Raw genomic sequence first — 16,019 nt, 5'->3', positions numbered from 1 at the left:
TATGAAAAAACAAAAAAGAGCGCGATTAATCTATAATCCCATTTCAGGCCAAGAAATTATCAAGAAAAATGTTGCTGAAATTCTGACAATTTTAGAAGGGTTTGGTTACGAAACAAGTGCTTTTCAAACAAGTCCAGAACCAGATTCTGCCAAGAACGAAGCCAAACGAGCAGCTATCTCTGGTTTTGATCTAATTGTTGCAGCTGGTGGTGATGGCACTATTAATGAAGTTGTTAATGGCATAGCGCCCTTGGATAAAAGGCCCAAAATGGCTATTATTCCAACAGGAACAACTAATGATTTTGCAAGAGCTTTGAGAATTCCAAGAGGTGATCCAATTGAGGCAGCAAAATTAATTGGGAAAAAACGGACCTTAAAAATGGATATTGGTAAGGCTTTTAATGATACTTATTTTATCAATATAGCTGCTGCGGGTAGCTTAACTGAATTGACTTACAGTGTTCCAAGCCAATTAAAAACCATGTTTGGCTACCTTGCTTATCTAGCAAAAGGGGTGGAACTTTTACCAAGATTAAGTAATATTCCTGTTAAAGTTTTTCATGATAAAGGGATATTTGAAGGAAATGTATCAATGATTTTTGCTGCCTTAACTAATTCTGTTGGAGGTTTTGAGCAGATAGCACCTGATGCCAAACTTGATGATGGCAAATTTACATTAATTCTTGTTAAAACGGCTAATCTTTTTGAAATAGTTCATCTTTTACGTTTGATGTTAATGGGTGGCAAACACATTGGCCACAAACACATTGACTATATAAAAACTAGTAAAATAATGATTGAACCGCAAACAGATCAACAAATGATGATTAATTTAGATGGTGAGTATGGCGGCGATGCACCGATTAAATTAGAAAATTTAAAAAACCACATTACCTTTTATACTAATATAGATGATTTAGCAGATGAAGCAATTAGCTTTGAACAAGATGAACTAGTGTTAGAAGCGATTGCGCAAAAATTTGCACATGAAGTTGATGACTTAAATCAACTAATGGATGAGGATAAAGGAGAAAATGACTAACATAGATAATATAGTAATTGTGCATTACCATAGTAAATGTGGTAATTATTATGATAGAAATATTTGGCAATGGAGTGAAAATGAACTAGGAAAAGAAGTTCATTTTTTACGCTTTGACAGCTTTGGAGCAGTGGCTCATTTGAATTATCAGTCACCTTTCTTTGTTTCAGAGGCCTACCTTTTATTCAAAAGTCATGGTTGGAGCCAAAAAACTCCAGATTATCAGATTAACCGTCATTTTGGTGAGAATAAAACAGAAGTGTGGATTGTTGATGGTGATGATACTGTCTATTACTCTAGACAAGCAGCAGTTGCTAGTCATTTTTATGGTAGACGTTCACCTCGTAGCTTTGATATGGCCCTTAATAGTCATTCGTTTGATAAAAAGTGGGGCTTTGATGGTTGGTTAGGTTTTAAGTATAGTCAGGAAGAGACAAAGTTTCGTTTGTGGGCCCCTACAGCTGAGAAAGTTGAGTTAATACTTTATGAAACTTCTGACCATAAAGCAAGTGTGTCTAGGGTCATTTCAATGACTAGGGGTGATGTTGAATCACCTGATGATCATCAAGCAAACACCCACGGAGTCTGGTTTTTAACAGTTGCAGGCGATCTTAATTTTCAAGCTTATCGCTATCGTATTTACTATCGCAAAAGAACTTTTAAAGAAACGAGAGACCCTTACTCGATTGCAACAACAGCTAACGGTAGACGATCAGTGGTTGTCTCAAAAGAAGTAAGGACGCCAGAAAATTTTGCTGTTAAGCATCTTAATGACGCAACTTGGCGACTTGATAATCCTAATAAGGCAGTTATCTATGAAATGCATATTCGCGATTTTTCCAAATCACCAACGTCAGGTGTTCGCTATGAAAACAGAGGGAAGTTTCGTGGTGCTTTTGAAGAGGGAACAAAAAATAGCTATGGTGATATGACAACCTTTGATTATATAAAAAACTTAGGGGTTACACATATTCAGCTTCAGCCTATTTTTGACCATCATCAACAATTTGATTCTGACGGTGAATATGCCTATAACTGGGGTTATGATCCTGAAAATTATAATGTCCCGGAAGCTAGTTTTTCTTCAAATCCTCATAATCCAGTAAGTCGTATTTTGGAGTTAAAAGAACTCATTCAAGCCTATCATGAAGCTGGCATTTCAGTGGTTATGGATGTGGTTTATAATCACACCTATTCTTCAAAAGATTCGGCACTTCAAATAGCAGTCCCAGATTATTATTATCGGATGAATGCTAACGGGACTTTTCAAAACGGTTCCGGTTGTGGTAATGAAACTGCCAGTGAAAAAGAAATGTTTCGAAAGTATATGGTCGACTCAATTCTTTATTGGGTAAACGAATATAACATTGATGGCTTTCGATTTGATTTAATGGGATTACACGATGTGGCAACAATGAATCATATCAGAAATAAGCTTAATGATATCGACCCAAGAATCATGATGTATGGTGAGGGTTGGGATATGGGAGTTGGTCTTTTACCAGAACACAAAGCTAAAAAACAAAATGCTGCCCAAATGCCTGGCATTGGTTTTTTCAACGATGATCAAAGAAATGCTATTAAAGGCGCAGAAGTATATGGCCATCTAAAAAGAGGATTTGTTTCTGGTGAGCCGACGGAAGATGTTGTGGCTAAAAGTATCCTTGGTAGTGATGAGCTTGTTCAATACATTGCACCACATCAGGTGCTAAATTATGTTGAAGCTCATGATAACTACAACTTAAATGACCTACTTCTTGAATTACATCCTGAAGATGATCACAAGACCCATATCAAACGTGTCGAATTAGCCACAGCAATGAATCTTTTGATGCAGGGAATGAGTTTCATGCAGTTGGGGCAAGAGTTCCTACGAACCAAACTTTTTCCTACTGGTGAAAACAATACCCTTACCAATGAAGATAAAGAGCGAGCAATGAACTCCTACAATGCTCCCGATAATGTTAATCAAGTGAATTGGCATAATGTGACTCTTTATAAACCAACAGTTGAGTTTATTAAAGCATTAATCGCTCTAAAAACAAAAACGAATCATTTTAGCTATTCCAGCTTTAAAGACATTCGTGAACATGTTTTTGTTGAAGAGGCCAACTACCAATCAGGTGTGATTAGTTTTATTGTCAAGGGTGAAAAAACCTATAAGATTGTTTTCAATCTTAGTGGAAGTGATTTGCAAATTGATATGACAAAGTATAATAAATATGATATAATGATATCAAATAGTAAGCGTTATCATAATCCTAAAAATAGGGTTGAAAACTTAACAGCTACGGTCTTTGATATCACCGAATAACCTGATATTTATCAGGTTATTTTTGTTTTAATAAGGTTTATACAAAAGACTTGTCACAAATAGTAGAGGAAGAAAAAATGACAATAAAAGATAGAATCTGGTTTTTTGGAAAAGGTGAAAATTTTCATTCCCAAGAGTTTCTAGGTGTTCATCCTGAAACTCGTCGCAATCAAGAAGGCTATGTTTTTCGCGTTTGGGCACCTAATGCTGAAAATGTCGCTCTTATTGGGGATTTTACCAATTGGCATGAAAACCCTCTTGCAATGGAAAAAAGTGATTCAGGCATTTGGGAAATCTTTACAAACCAGGCTAAAGAAAATGATATCTACAAATATCTTGTGACAAGACAAGGTGGTGAAATAGTTGAAAAAACGGATCCGTACGCTTTTCAATTGGAGAAACGACCAGCCACAGGGGCCATTGTTAAAACGCTATCTGAAAAAAAATGGAAGGACGGTCTTTGGCTAGGGAGACGAAAACGTTTTGGATTTAAAAATCGCCCAGTGAATATTTATGAAGTTCATGCTAGTTCGTGGAAGAAAGGTGAGTCTGGACAACCTTACCGATTTTCTCAATTAAAAGAAGAATTGATTCCTTATCTTGTTGAGATGAATTACACACATGTTGAATTTCTCCCTTTAATGTCTCATCCTTTAGATATGAGTTGGGGTTATCAATTAATGGGTTACTTTGCTTTCGAACAAACCTATGGGACACCTGAAGAATTTCAGGATTTTGTTGAAGCTTGTCATCTCAATAATATTGGTGTTATTCTTGACTGGGTTCCTGGTCATTTCATTATCAATGATGATGCTCTAGCCTACTTTGACGGGACAGCGACCTATGAATATGATGATTATGATCGTGCTCACAATTATCGCTGGGGAGCCTTAAACTTTGATTTGGGAAAAAATCAAGTTCACTCTTTTCTCATTTCAAGTGCTCTTTTTTGGATAGAACATTATCATGTTGATGGTATTCGAGTAGATGCGGTTAGTAATATGCTCTACCTTGATTATGATGAAGGCCCTTGGTCTCCTAATAAGGATGGGGGCAATCGCAATTTAGAAGGTTATGCTTTCTTACAAAAACTAAATAATGTAGTGAAACATTATCATCCTGACGTGATGATGATTGCCGAAGAATCAACAGCCTTTACGCCTATAACACTTCCTATTTCAGAAGGTGGGTTAGGGTTTGACTATAAGTGGAATATGGGCTGGATGAATGATATTTTGCGATTTTACGAAAAAGACCCCATCTACCGTCAGTTTGAATTTAATCTTGTTACCTTTAGTTTTATGTATGTTTTTAGTGAAAATTTTATCCTACCATTTTCTCATGATGAGGTGGTTCACGGTAAAAAAAGTATGATGCATAAAATGTGGGGAGATCGTTACAATCAATTTGCCGGTTTAAGGAATCTCTACACCTATCAAATCTGTCACCCAGGAAAAAAACTTCTTTTTATGGGAAGTGAGTTTGGTCAATTTCTAGAATGGAAATATAATGAACAGCTAGTGTGGTCTAATCTAGAGGATCCTTTGAATAAAAAAATGCAAGACTTTACTCGTTTTCTTAATCAATTCTACAAGGACAACAAAGTACTATGGCAAATAGATGATAGTTATGATGGTCTTGATATTATTGATGCAGATAATAGTTCTGAAACAGTTTTATCCTTTATTAGGAAAAATAGTAAGGGGGATTTATTGGTGTGTGTCTTTAACATGACACCAGTAGAAAGAAAGAATTTCACAATAGGTGTTCCTATTTCTGGTCTCTATGAAGAGATTTTAAACACTGAATTAGAAGAATTTGGAGGTGTTTGGAAAACAACCAATCAAAACGCTAAGACACAACCAAGACTGTGGAAACATTATGAGCAGACCATCAGTTTCACACTTCCAGCGCTTGGTGCAAGTATTTGGAAGATTAAAAGACGTTCTTAAATCCTAAAAAGGAAAGGAAAAGTAGATGAAAAATGAAATGTTAGCCTTAATCCTTGCCGGTGGGCAAGGCACTCGCTTAGGGAAATTAACTCAAACCATTGCTAAACCAGCTGTGCAATTTGGAGGACGTTATCGCATTATTGATTTTGCCCTTTCAAATTGTGCCAATTCAGGCATCCACAATGTTGGTGTCATTACACAATACCAACCCCTAGCCTTAAACAGTCATATTGGAAATGGCTCTTCATGGGGATTAGATGGTATCGATTCAGGTGCTACTATTTTACAACCTTATTCTGCAACAGAAGGCAATCGTTGGTTTCAAGGTACTAGCCATGCCATTTATCAAAACATTGATTACATAGATAGTGTTAATCCTGATTACGTGCTTATCTTATCAGGAGATCACATCTATAAAATGGATTATGATGACATGCTTCAAGCCCACAAAGATAATCTTGCAAGCTTAACAGTTGCTGTTATAGATGTTTCTCTAAAAGAAGCACATCGTTTTGGTATTATGAATACTGATTCTAATGACCGTATTGTCGAGTTTGAAGAGAAACCCGAACACCCAAAATCAACAAAGGCTTCTATGGGGATTTATATTTTTGATTGGCCTCGTCTTCGTGAAATGTTGATTAATGCTGAAAAAAATGATGTTGATATGTCTGACTTCGGAAACAATGTTATTCCTGCTTATTTAGAATCAGGAGAACGTGTTTACACCTATAACTTTAATGGTTATTGGAAAGATGTTGGCACAATTGAATCACTTTGGGAAGCTAATATGGAATATATTGCTATTGATAATGAACTCAATAGCCGTGATAGAAATTGGAAAATATATTCTAAAAGTCATATCGCACCTCCTAATTTCATCACAGATAAGGCGCGTGTCAAAGACTCTTTAGTGGTTGATGGTTGCTTTGTAGCTGGTGAAGTTGAAAATTCTATTTTATCTACTAATGTTCAAGTCAAAGAAGGTGCCTTGATTAAAGATAGCTTCATCATGAGTGGTGCAAAAATTGGTGAAAATGCTAAAATCATAAGATCTATTATCGGTGAAGGGGCTGTTATTAGTGATAATGTCGTCATTGATGGCACAAATGAAGTTCAAGTTGTTGGTTATAATGAAAAAGTGGGGGTTCCAAATGAAGATTGATAAATATTCTGCCATATTAGGAAATACTGTTGGTTATCACGACATGGCTGAGTTAACAGCTAATCGTCCTCTAGCGAACTTACCATTTGATGGGAAATACCGTTTGATTGATTTTCAATTGTCAAGTTTAGCAAATGCTGGTATCAGAAGTGTCTACGGTATTTTTAGAGGACAAAACATTCGTTCAGTATTTGACCACATAAGAAGTGGACGGGAGTGGGGATTAAGTACTCTCCTTAGTCATTATTTTTTAGGGTTCTATAATACTGAAAACACTGATGAGTACACTGATGAAGATTATTACAATCAAATTTTGACCTATTTAAAGCGTTCAGGAAGTGATCAAACAGTCTATATGACCTGTGACATCTTGTGTAATATCAATCTTGAACAAGTGATTCATTTACATAATGTCAACAAACGCCAAATAACGGTTGTTTATAAAAGATTGCCTAAAGAAATGGTTTCTCCTGTTAACGATATCTTAGAAATTGATGAGATGGATAATGTGATTGGAAAAAAAGAAAAGGCTGGCCAAGAGACGGTTTCTATGTCAGCAGATATCTATGTTGTTAACACTCCATGGCTTATTGAAAAAATGGAAGAAGAGCTAAAAACTGGTAATCTTAGAAAAATTAGATACTTACTTAGAGATTTAATCGTTACAGAAAAAGGTCTTGCGTTTGAGTACACCGGTTACTTATCAAACATTAATTCTGTGAAATCTTATTATGATGCTAATATGGATATGTTAGAGTCACAAAAATTCTATTCACTACTTTATAGTAATCAAAAGGTCTACACCAAGATTAAAAATGAAGAGGCAACCTTCTTTGATAAAAAATCAACTGTGCTAAACTCACAATTTGCCTCAGGAAGTATTATTAAGGGTTATGTTGAGCATTCAATTATTTCAAGAAATTGCTCTATCAAAGAAGATGCTAAGGTCAGTCATTCTATCGTTTTTCCAAAAGTAACTATTGAAGAAGGGGCTGTTGTTGAGTATGCGATTATCGATAAAGGTAATACTATTCCAAAAGGTGTGACGATTAAAGGTACAAAAGATGACCCAGTGGTCATTGCTAAGGGACAAGAGATAAATGGAGATATTATCAAATGAAAATTATGTTTGTCGCAGCTGAAGCCAGCCCCTTTGTCAAAACAGGTGGATTAGGTGATGTTATTGGTGCACTGCCAAAGTCTTTGGTCAAAAAAGGCCATGACGTTAGTGTTGTTTTACCTTATTATGATTCTGTCGATTATCAATTTGGTGACCAAGTAGAGGATGTTTTATATTATTTCACTGATGTTGGTTGGCGTCATCAGTATGTTGGTGTCAAAAAATTGATTCAAAATGATGTCACCTTCTATTTTATCGATAATAGAGACTATTTCTTTAGAGGAACTGTTTATGGGGAGTGGGATGATGGTGAACGCTTTGCCTTCTTTCAACTAGCCGCTATTGAGTTAATGGAAAAAATTGATTTTATCCCAGATGTTCTTCATGTCCACGATTACCATACAGCCATGATTCCTTATCTTCTAAAAGAAAAATATCACTGGATTGAAGCTTATCAAGACATCAAAACAGTCTTTACCATTCATAATATTGAATTTCAAGGACAATTTGAACCTGGAATGCTTTGGGATTTATTCGGTGTCGGTTTAGAACGCTATGAGGATGGAACGTTACGATGGAACGATTGCTTAAACTGGATGAAAGCAGGAGTTCTCTATGCTAATTCTGTCACAACTGTTTCACCAAGTTATGCCGCAGAAATCATGACGTCAGCTTTTGGTAAGGGTTTAGAAACAGTGATGCGAATGGAAGCTGCTAAATTAACTGGAATTGTTAATGGGATAGACACAGAATTGTTTAATCCAGCTACAGATGAACACTTAGTAGCTCATTTTTCAAAGGAAACAATTGAAAATAAGGCCTTAAACAAATCAGATTTACAAGAGCAAGCAGGACTTCCTATCAGAGATGATGTTCCTTTGATTGGTATCGTTTCTCGTTTGACTGATCAAAAAGGGTTTGATTTAGTTGTTAGAGAATTACACAATATTCTTCAGTATGATCTTCAAATTGTCTTATTAGGAACGGGTTATACTGGTTTTGAAAATGCTTTTAGCTGGTTTGCATCAAAATACCCAGATAAATTATCTGCTAATATTACGTTTGATTTGGCATTTGCCCAAAAAATTTATGCCGGAAGTGACCTCTTTTTAATGCCAAGTGCCTTTGAACCTTGTGGTCTCTCTCAAATGATGGCCATGAGATATGGGACTCTTCCAATCGTTCATGAAGTTGGTGGTTTAAAAGATACTGTCATGCCTTATAATGCCTACGATAAGACAGGTACTGGTTTTTCATTTAATCATTTTTCTGGTTATTGGTTAACAAAAGCAGTTGAAGGCGCTATTGAGCTATATTATAATAATAAAGAAGACTGGAGGAAATTACAGCAAAACGCCATGGAACAAGATTTTTCATGGGACACAGCAAGTAAAGCCTATGATGCGCTATATCAAAAGCTTTAACATTAGCGATGAAAGAAAGGACAATCATGTCAGTAACAAAAGAACAATTTATCAGAGATTTTAAGGACGCTTTGCATGAAGAGCATCTTATCAAAATTCCTGTAGCGACACCAGTAGAGCTTTTTACTTCCTTGGCTAAAGTCATAAGAAAATATTACACGCCTCAGTGGTTAGAAAGAAATAAAAGACTTTCAGATGAACAAGAGAAAATAGCCTTCTATTTTTCTATCGAATTTCTGCCAGGCCGAATGCTTGAAACAAATCTCTTAAATTTGGGTATTCTAGAGTTAGTTAAAGATGGTTTTTCAGACCTAGGAATTGATTTTGAAGCTGTTAAAAACGCTGAACATGATATGGCTCTTGGAAATGGTGGGTTAGGCCGTTTAGCAGCTGCCTTTATGGATTCACTTGCAACCACGAGTTACCCTGGATTTGGGAATGGTTTACGCTATCAATATGGTTTATTTAAGCAAAGAATTGTTAATGGTCATCAAGTCGAATTGCCTGACGCTTGGTTTGGATCAGTAGGAAATGTCTGGGAAGTTCGTAAAGACCATGATATTGTTGATGTTAAATTGTATGGTAACGTTCACCTCCAGATGAATGAAAAAGGGAAATTAGTACCGATTTACGAAAATTCACAAACCCTTAGAGCTGTTCCTTACGATGTTCCTCAACTGGGTTATCAAAATGGTATTGTCAATAACCTTAGACTTTGGGATGTAGAAATTCCTGAGGAAGATGAATTACAGTATAAAACCTTAGAAGATCGTCGCAAAGTGCAAGACATTACAGCTGTTTTATATCCAGATGACACAAGTTATGAAGGAAAAGAATTAAGGCTCACTCAAGAGTACTTTATGACTAGTGCTGGTCTTCAAACGATTATTAAGTATTATTTAAAACAAGGAAGACCTTTAGAACAAATCCATGAAAAAGTATCTGTTCATATCAATGACACTCACCCAGCAGTCGCCCCTGCTGAATTTATGCGATTATTAATTGATGTTTATGGTTTAGAGTGGCAAGAGGCTTGGGAAACTACTGTTAAAACAATGAGTTACACCAACCACACGATTTTATCTGAGGCATTGGAAAAATGGGATGAAGGACTCTTTAAGAAAGTATTACCAAGAGTTTATCAAATCATCCTAGAAATCGATAATCGTTATGTTGCCCAAATGGCTACTGAAGGGGTGGACGCAAATATTATTGAGAGAACAAGGATTGTCAAAGATGGACAGATTCATATGGCTCATTTAGCCATTATTGGTGGCTATTCAGTTAATGGTGTGGCAAAACTTCATACAAAACTCTTAAAAGAAGACACTCTCAGTGATTTTTACAGCATTTATCCGGAAAAATTCAATAATAAAACAAATGGTATTGTTCAAAGACGTTGGACACAAATTGCTGCCCCAGAATTATCTCAACAAATTGATAAAGTAATTGGTTGCGACTGGCGAAAAGATATTCATCAGCTTGAAGAATTAAAAAATTATGTTAATGATGAGACTATTTTAAATGATTTTTACTGTGTGAAACAAGAAGCCAAAGAACGTCTAGCGACTTATATCTATAACACCACAGGAATTAGTGTGTCAACAGATGCTATTTTTGACGTTCAAGTCAAAAGGCTTCATGCATACAAACGCCAACTTCTTAATTTGATGCACATTATTAAACTTTACTGGGATTTAAAAGATAATCCTAATAAAGATATGGTTCCAAGAGTCTTTATTTTTGGAGCAAAAGCAGCTCCTGGTTATCATTTTGCCAAATCAGTTATTAAGTTAATCAATGAAGTGGCAAATCTTGTCAATAATGATACTGATTTAGGAGACAAATTGAAGGTTGTTTTTTTAGAAAACTATAATGTTAGTCTAGCTGAGTTGATTATTCCAGCAGCAGATGTTTCTGAACAAATTTCTCTGGCTTCAAAAGAAGCATCAGGAACGTCAAATATGAAATTCATGATGACTGGCTCAATCACTCTAGCAACCTTAGATGGCGCCAACATTGAAATCAAAGATGAAGTGGGCGATGACAATATCGTTATTTTTGGCATGACCAAAGACGATGTCTATGATCACTATCGTAAGCATGATTATTATTCTCGTGGTATTTATGAAAATCAACCTATCATCAAACGGGTCGTTGATACGTTTGTAAATGGTACTATTGCTGATGTTTCAAGCGAGGGAATGGAAATCTTTGAGTCACTCATCACTCATAATGATGAATATTTCTTACTAGAAGACTTTATGTCTTATGTAAAAGCACAAGAAAAAATTGATGACTTATACCGTGACAAGAAAATCTGGTCTCAAATGAGCCTGATGAATATTGCTAAGTCACATAAATTTACATCAGATGACACGATTTCACAGTATGCTGAGGAATTGTGGCAAATTAAAAAATGCTAAAATAAAGGTTTTGTCACCTCTTTTTAGAGGTGGCAAAAAACTTTTATCTCTACCCTTTCTTTTAAAGTTATATTTGACAAACTTAAAAAATAGGACTACACTAGATTGGTAAAAAATTTTTAAACATAAGGAGTATTTTCAAATGACATTAGGTATTTTAGCTTTAGGGATTGCCTGTTTTGGAGTAAGTCTTGCAGAAGGTTACTTGGTTTCAAATTTTATGAGAGCTGTTTCTCGTCAACCAGAATTATTTGATAAATTAAGACCAATCATTTTCCTTGGTATTGGTTTTATTGAAGGAACATTCTTTGTTACTTTAGGGATGTCATTATTCCTTAAATAATAGATGACTATGCAATTTGTAGAAAGAAGGTGGACTTAGTTGGAATCAGAAATGCCAATCATTAATATCGGGCCAGTTGCTTTTGATTTGACCATACTTATCATGTCTGCTTTAATTGTTGTTCTCGTCTTTTCTTTAGTTTTTTGGGCAAGCCGAAACATGACGCTAAAACCTAAAGGAAAACAAAATGTTCTTGAGTACGTTTATGATTTTGTTTTTGGTGTTATTAAAGGAGAACTTGGTGAGAAACTTGGTAAAAAATTCACACCATTTTTCTTTGTCGTGTTTACTTTTTTGCTTTTTGCCAACAATTTAGGCTTAATGACAAAAATTCAAACACCAAATGGTTATAATTGGTGGGGTTCTCCGACCTCTAATATGGCTTTTGACTTTGCCTTATCTATTTTAATGTCACTTGTCATTCAATACCAAGCCATTAAGATAAGAGGTGTGAAACACTATATTAAAGGTTTTATCACACCAATAGCTATGACACCGATGAACTTACTTGAAGAAGTAACTAACATTGTGTCTTTATCACTACGTCTATATGGTAATATTTTCTCAGGAGAGATTTTATTATCATTATTATTGCAAATGGCTAATCAAAGCATTTTCCTTGCACCATTTGCTTTTGCGATGAATGTTGTATGGGTAGGTTTTTCAGCCTTCATTTCATGTTTGCAGGCTTATGTCTTTATACTACTTACTTCTATTTATCTCGGAAAAAAAGTAAATAGTTAGTAAGAAAGGAAAGTAGATTATGTATATTTTATCAACAGTAGGAATTAATATTTTAATTGGAAACTTCATCATTGTTACGGGTAGTTTTCTTATTTTATTAGTCCTTATCAAGAAGTTTGCTTGGGGAAAACTCTTAGCTATCTTTGATGAGCGTGAAAAAAGAATCTCTAATGATATTGATAGTGCTGAACACGCTAAAGTCAGAGCTGAAAAATTAGCCAACAAGCGTGAAGAGGCTTTAAATGAAGCAAAAACAGAAGCCAATAAGATTATTGATAATGCTAAAGAAATTAGTAATGAACAAGGCAACAAAATTATTTCAGAAGCAAAAGAATCAGCTCATCTAATAAAAGATAAGGCGCATCAAGATATTGCAAGAGAAAAAGAAGAAGCTCTTTCAAGTGTCAAAGGTGAAGTAACGAACCTAACGATTTTGCTGGCAGAAAAAATTCTCAATGAACAATTAGATGCAACCTCAAAGAGTCAATTAGTTAATGATTATCTTGATAAGTTAGGAGAAGCTTAATGGACAAAAGAACTTATCGTCTGATTGAGCAATATGCCAAAAGTCTCGTTGAGGTAGCGATTGAAAAAAATTCTATCGCTGTGATTGAAGAGGATATTTCAGACATCTTAAGTATTTGCCGTGATAATCATTTAGACCAGTATTTTGCAGATCTTAGTATAGATGTTTCTAATAAGGTAAAACTTGTTAGATTATTTCAAAATTCCCAATCGGAATATCTAAATAATTTTCTAGAAGTCATTATTCAAAATGAAAGAATGGCTCTTCTCGTTCCGATTTTTGAAACTGTTCTTGACCGTTTATCACATGAGACCAATACCTTTGATATTAAGGTAACCTCTGCTGTTTCTTTAACCGAAACACAAAAAGAACGTCTTTTAGCAATTGTTGCTCAAAAGTTTGATTTAACGCCTCGTCGTTTAATCGAAGAAATCGATGAAGAGTTAATTGGTGGCTTTATTATTTCTGCAAATAACAAGGTCATTGATACTAGTATTCGTCATCAATTACAAACATTAAAAATGAAATTAAAATAGAAAGTGGTGTGGCTTTTGGCAATTAATGCACAAGAGATTAGCGCTTTAATTAAAAAGCAAATCGAAAATTTTCAGCCAGATTTTGATGTCAGTGAGACAGGTGTCGTTACCTATATTGGTGATGGTATCGCAAGAGCACGAGGACTAGATAATGCCATGAGTGGAGAACTCCTAGAGTTTGAAAATGGTGTTTTTGGTATGGCTCAAAATTTGGAGTCAAATGATATTGGTATTATCATTCTTGGAGATTTTAGCTCAATTCGTGAAGGCAATCTCGTTAAAAGAACCGGAAAAATTATGGAAGTTCCTGTTGGAGAGGAACTCATTGGTAGAGTTGTTAATCCTTTAGGAATGCCTGTTGATGGATTAGGGGATATTAAAACGGATAAAACACGTCCAGTAGAAGCGCCAGCTCCAGGTGTTATGGAACGTAAATCGGTTTCAGAACCTTTACAAACAGGACTGAAAGCTATTGATGCTTTAGTCCCTATTGGTCGTGGGCAAAGAGAATTAATCATTGGTGATCGCCAGACAGGTAAAACAGCAGTCGCAATAGATACCATTTTGAACCAAAAAGGCCAAGATATGATATGTATCTATGTCGCTATTGGGCAAAAAGAGTCAACTGTTAGAACACAAGTAGAAACCTTGAGACAATATGGTGCTCTTGATTACACTATTGTTGTCACAGCGTCTGCTTCACAACCTTCGCCACTTTTATTTATCGCTCCTTATGCGGGTGTCGCTATGGCTGAAGAGTTTATGTATAACGGAAAACATGTTCTTGTTGTTTATGATGATTTGTCAAAACAAGCTGTTGCTTACCGTGAATTATCTCTTTTACTAAGACGTCCTCCAGGACGTGAAGCTTATCCAGGGGATGTTTTCTACCTTCATAGCCGTTTATTAGAAAGATCAGCAAAAGTTTCAGATGAATTAGGAGGAGGCTCAATTACAGCTCTTCCATTTATTGAAACTCAAGCAGGTGATATCTCAGCTTATATTGCGACCAACGTAATTTCAATTACTGACGGTCAGATTTTCCTTCAAGAAAGTTTATTTAACTCTGGTATCCGTCCGGCTATTGATGCTGGTTCATCAGTTTCTCGTGTTGGTGGTAGTGCTCAGATTAAGGCTATGAAAAAAGTAGCAGGAACACTACGTCTTGACTTAGCATCTTATAGAGAGTTAGAAGCCTTTACACAATTTGGTTCAGATTTAGATGCAGCAACACAAGCCAAGTTAAACCGTGGCCGTCGTACAGTAGAAGTTTTAAAACAACCGTTACATAAACCTCTCCCTGTAGAAAAACAAGTTGTCATTCTCTATGCCTTGACACATGGTTTCTTAGATGATGTTCCAGTTAATAATATTCTTAATTTTGAACAAGGTCTTTATGACTATTTTGATTCAAATTATGAAAATATCTTTGAGATTATTAGAACAACAAAAGATCTCCCAGAGGAAACTATCCTTGATGAAGCTATTCAAGCTTATAAAGATCAATCACAATATAAATAAAGGGAGGTTATTACATGGTAGGCTCTCTTAGTGAAATAAAATCAAAAATTATTTCAACAGAAAAAACAAGTAAAATTACCAGCGCCATGCGAATGGTATCATCGGCAAAACTAGTTCAGTCAGAGCAAGCTGCCAAACATTTTCAAATTTATGCCTCAAAAATTCGTCAAATTACGACTGATTTACTAAAATCAGAATTATCAGGGGACACGACCAATACCATGCTGGTTGCTAGAGAAGTCAAAAAAACAGCCTATGTGGTCATTACTTCTGATAAAGGTTTAGTTGGTGGTTACAATTCTAAAATTTTAAAAGCAATGATGGACATCATTGATGAATATCATCCAAACGGAGATGATTATGCCATCATTTCAATTGGTGGTGTAGGGTCTGATTTTTTCAAAGCTAGAAAAATAAATGTTTTGTTTGAGTTGAGAGGATTACAAGATCAACCAAGCTTTGAACAAGTAGGACAAATTCTTTCAAAGACTGTTGAAATGTATAAGAACGAATTGTTCGATGAAGTATATGTTTGCTATAATCATCATGTTAATAGTTTGACAAGTCAAGTTCGTGTTGAGCAAATGCTTCCTATATCTGATTTGGATGCCAAAGAAGCAACTGAAGGAGATGTTAGCAGTTTTGAATTAGAGCCAAATCGTGAAGTGATTTTGGAACAATTGTTGCCTCAATACACTGAAAGTCTGATTTATGGCGCCATCGTTGATGCCAAAACAGCTGAACATGCCGCAGGGATGACAGCTATGCAAACGGCAACTGACAATGCTAAAAATGTCATCAATGATTTAACAATTCAATATAATCGCGCTAGACAAGCAGCGATAACACAAGAAATTACAGAGATTGTAGCTGGTGCTAATGCACTTGAATAATATGAAAAAGGAG

General features: G+C 35.5%; 13 protein-coding genes. All 13 read left to right on the top strand.

Features of this window, described 5'->3' with window-relative positions; translation table 11 throughout:
• Nucleotide 1: 1 nt before the first annotated feature.
• Nucleotides 2–1,042 carry a diacylglycerol kinase family lipid kinase gene (locus JHK62_RS04445; protein ID WP_199575504.1) on the top strand — a complete coding sequence of 347 codons (1,041 nt, stop codon included), beginning with the start codon at nt 2–4 and terminating at the stop codon, nt 1,040–1,042.
• Between the two features lies 1 nt (nt 1,043).
• Entirely contained in the window at nt 1,044–3,356 is a 2,313-nt protein-coding gene (gene pulA, locus JHK62_RS04440) for a type I pullulanase (protein ID WP_199575760.1), read from the top strand.
• A 77-nt stretch (nt 3,357–3,433) separates the two neighbouring features.
• Nucleotides 3,434–5,308, top strand: a complete 1,875-nt coding sequence (gene glgB / locus JHK62_RS04435; protein ID WP_199575503.1) for a 1,4-alpha-glucan branching protein GlgB — start codon at nt 3,434–3,436, stop codon at nt 5,306–5,308.
• A 25-nt stretch (nt 5,309–5,333) separates the two neighbouring features.
• Nucleotides 5,334–6,473, top strand: coding sequence for a glucose-1-phosphate adenylyltransferase (locus tag JHK62_RS04430; RefSeq protein ID WP_199575502.1), 1,140 nt, complete (start codon nt 5,334–5,336; stop codon nt 6,471–6,473).
• Nucleotides 6,463–7,593 carry a glucose-1-phosphate adenylyltransferase subunit GlgD gene (gene glgD, locus JHK62_RS04425; protein WP_199575501.1) on the top strand — a complete coding sequence of 377 codons (1,131 nt, stop codon included), beginning with the start codon at nt 6,463–6,465 and terminating at the stop codon, nt 7,591–7,593. The genes JHK62_RS04430 and glgD overlap by 11 nt, the downstream gene beginning before the upstream one ends.
• Complete coding sequence (gene glgA, locus JHK62_RS04420; RefSeq protein WP_199575499.1) at nt 7,590–9,017, top strand: glycogen synthase GlgA; 1,428 nt, start codon at nt 7,590–7,592, stop codon at nt 9,015–9,017. Before glgD ends, glgA begins: the two co-directional genes overlap by 4 nt.
• Before the next feature lie 26 nt (nt 9,018–9,043).
• Nucleotides 9,044–11,443 carry a glycogen/starch/alpha-glucan phosphorylase gene (locus tag JHK62_RS04415; RefSeq protein WP_199575497.1) on the top strand — a complete coding sequence of 800 codons (2,400 nt, stop codon included), beginning with the start codon at nt 9,044–9,046 and terminating at the stop codon, nt 11,441–11,443.
• A gap of 142 nt (nt 11,444–11,585) precedes the next feature.
• Complete coding sequence (locus tag JHK62_RS04410) at nt 11,586–11,786, top strand: ATP synthase subunit c family protein (protein ID WP_199575495.1); 201 nt, start codon at nt 11,586–11,588, stop codon at nt 11,784–11,786.
• Between the two features lie 39 nt (nt 11,787–11,825).
• On the top strand, nt 11,826–12,530 hold the full coding sequence (atpB, locus tag JHK62_RS04405) for a F0F1 ATP synthase subunit A (RefSeq protein WP_246447897.1): 705 nt from the start codon (nt 11,826–11,828) through the stop codon (nt 12,528–12,530).
• Between the two features lie 19 nt (nt 12,531–12,549).
• Nucleotides 12,550–13,056, top strand: coding sequence for a F0F1 ATP synthase subunit B (atpF, locus tag JHK62_RS04400; protein WP_199575494.1), 507 nt, complete (start codon nt 12,550–12,552; stop codon nt 13,054–13,056).
• On the top strand, nt 13,056–13,592 hold the full coding sequence (locus JHK62_RS04395; RefSeq protein ID WP_199575493.1) for a F0F1 ATP synthase subunit delta: 537 nt from the start codon (nt 13,056–13,058) through the stop codon (nt 13,590–13,592). Before atpF ends, JHK62_RS04395 begins: the two co-directional genes overlap by 1 nt.
• Before the next feature lie 15 nt (nt 13,593–13,607).
• Complete coding sequence (atpA, locus tag JHK62_RS04390) at nt 13,608–15,113, top strand: F0F1 ATP synthase subunit alpha (RefSeq protein ID WP_199575492.1); 1,506 nt, start codon at nt 13,608–13,610, stop codon at nt 15,111–15,113.
• Between the two features lie 14 nt (nt 15,114–15,127).
• A complete protein-coding gene (locus JHK62_RS04385; RefSeq protein ID WP_199575491.1) occupies nt 15,128–16,006 on the top strand; it encodes a F0F1 ATP synthase subunit gamma in 879 nt (292 codons plus the stop codon).
• Nucleotides 16,007–16,019: the final 13 nt, after the last annotated feature.

It is taken from the genome of Streptococcus pacificus (assembly GCF_016481305.1).
GTDB classification, from domain to species: domain Bacteria; phylum Bacillota; class Bacilli; order Lactobacillales; family Streptococcaceae; genus Streptococcus; species Streptococcus pacificus.
This window is presented reverse-complemented; position numbering and strand designations above follow the sequence as displayed.

What these genes read in the sequence shown, in the direction of transcription:
- JHK62_RS04445 (WP_199575504.1), top strand. Translation starts at nt 2, where the DNA reads ATGAAAAAACAAAAAAGAGCGCGATTAATCTATAATCCCATTTCAGGC.
- glgB (WP_199575503.1), top strand. Translation starts at nt 3,434, where the DNA reads ATGACAATAAAAGATAGAATCTGGTTTTTTGGAAAAGGTGAAAATTTT.
- JHK62_RS04430 (WP_199575502.1), top strand. Translation starts at nt 5,334, where the DNA reads ATGAAAAATGAAATGTTAGCCTTAATCCTTGCCGGTGGGCAAGGCACT.
- glgD (WP_199575501.1), top strand. Translation starts at nt 6,463, where the DNA reads ATGAAGATTGATAAATATTCTGCCATATTAGGAAATACTGTTGGTTAT.
- glgA (WP_199575499.1), top strand. Translation starts at nt 7,590, where the DNA reads ATGAAAATTATGTTTGTCGCAGCTGAAGCCAGCCCCTTTGTCAAAACA.
- JHK62_RS04415 (WP_199575497.1), top strand. Translation starts at nt 9,044, where the DNA reads ATGTCAGTAACAAAAGAACAATTTATCAGAGATTTTAAGGACGCTTTG.
- JHK62_RS04410 (WP_199575495.1), top strand. Translation starts at nt 11,586, where the DNA reads ATGACATTAGGTATTTTAGCTTTAGGGATTGCCTGTTTTGGAGTAAGT.
- atpF (WP_199575494.1), top strand. Translation starts at nt 12,550, where the DNA reads ATGTATATTTTATCAACAGTAGGAATTAATATTTTAATTGGAAACTTC.
- JHK62_RS04395 (WP_199575493.1), top strand. Translation starts at nt 13,056, where the DNA reads ATGGACAAAAGAACTTATCGTCTGATTGAGCAATATGCCAAAAGTCTC.
- JHK62_RS04385 (WP_199575491.1), top strand. Translation starts at nt 15,128, where the DNA reads ATGGTAGGCTCTCTTAGTGAAATAAAATCAAAAATTATTTCAACAGAA.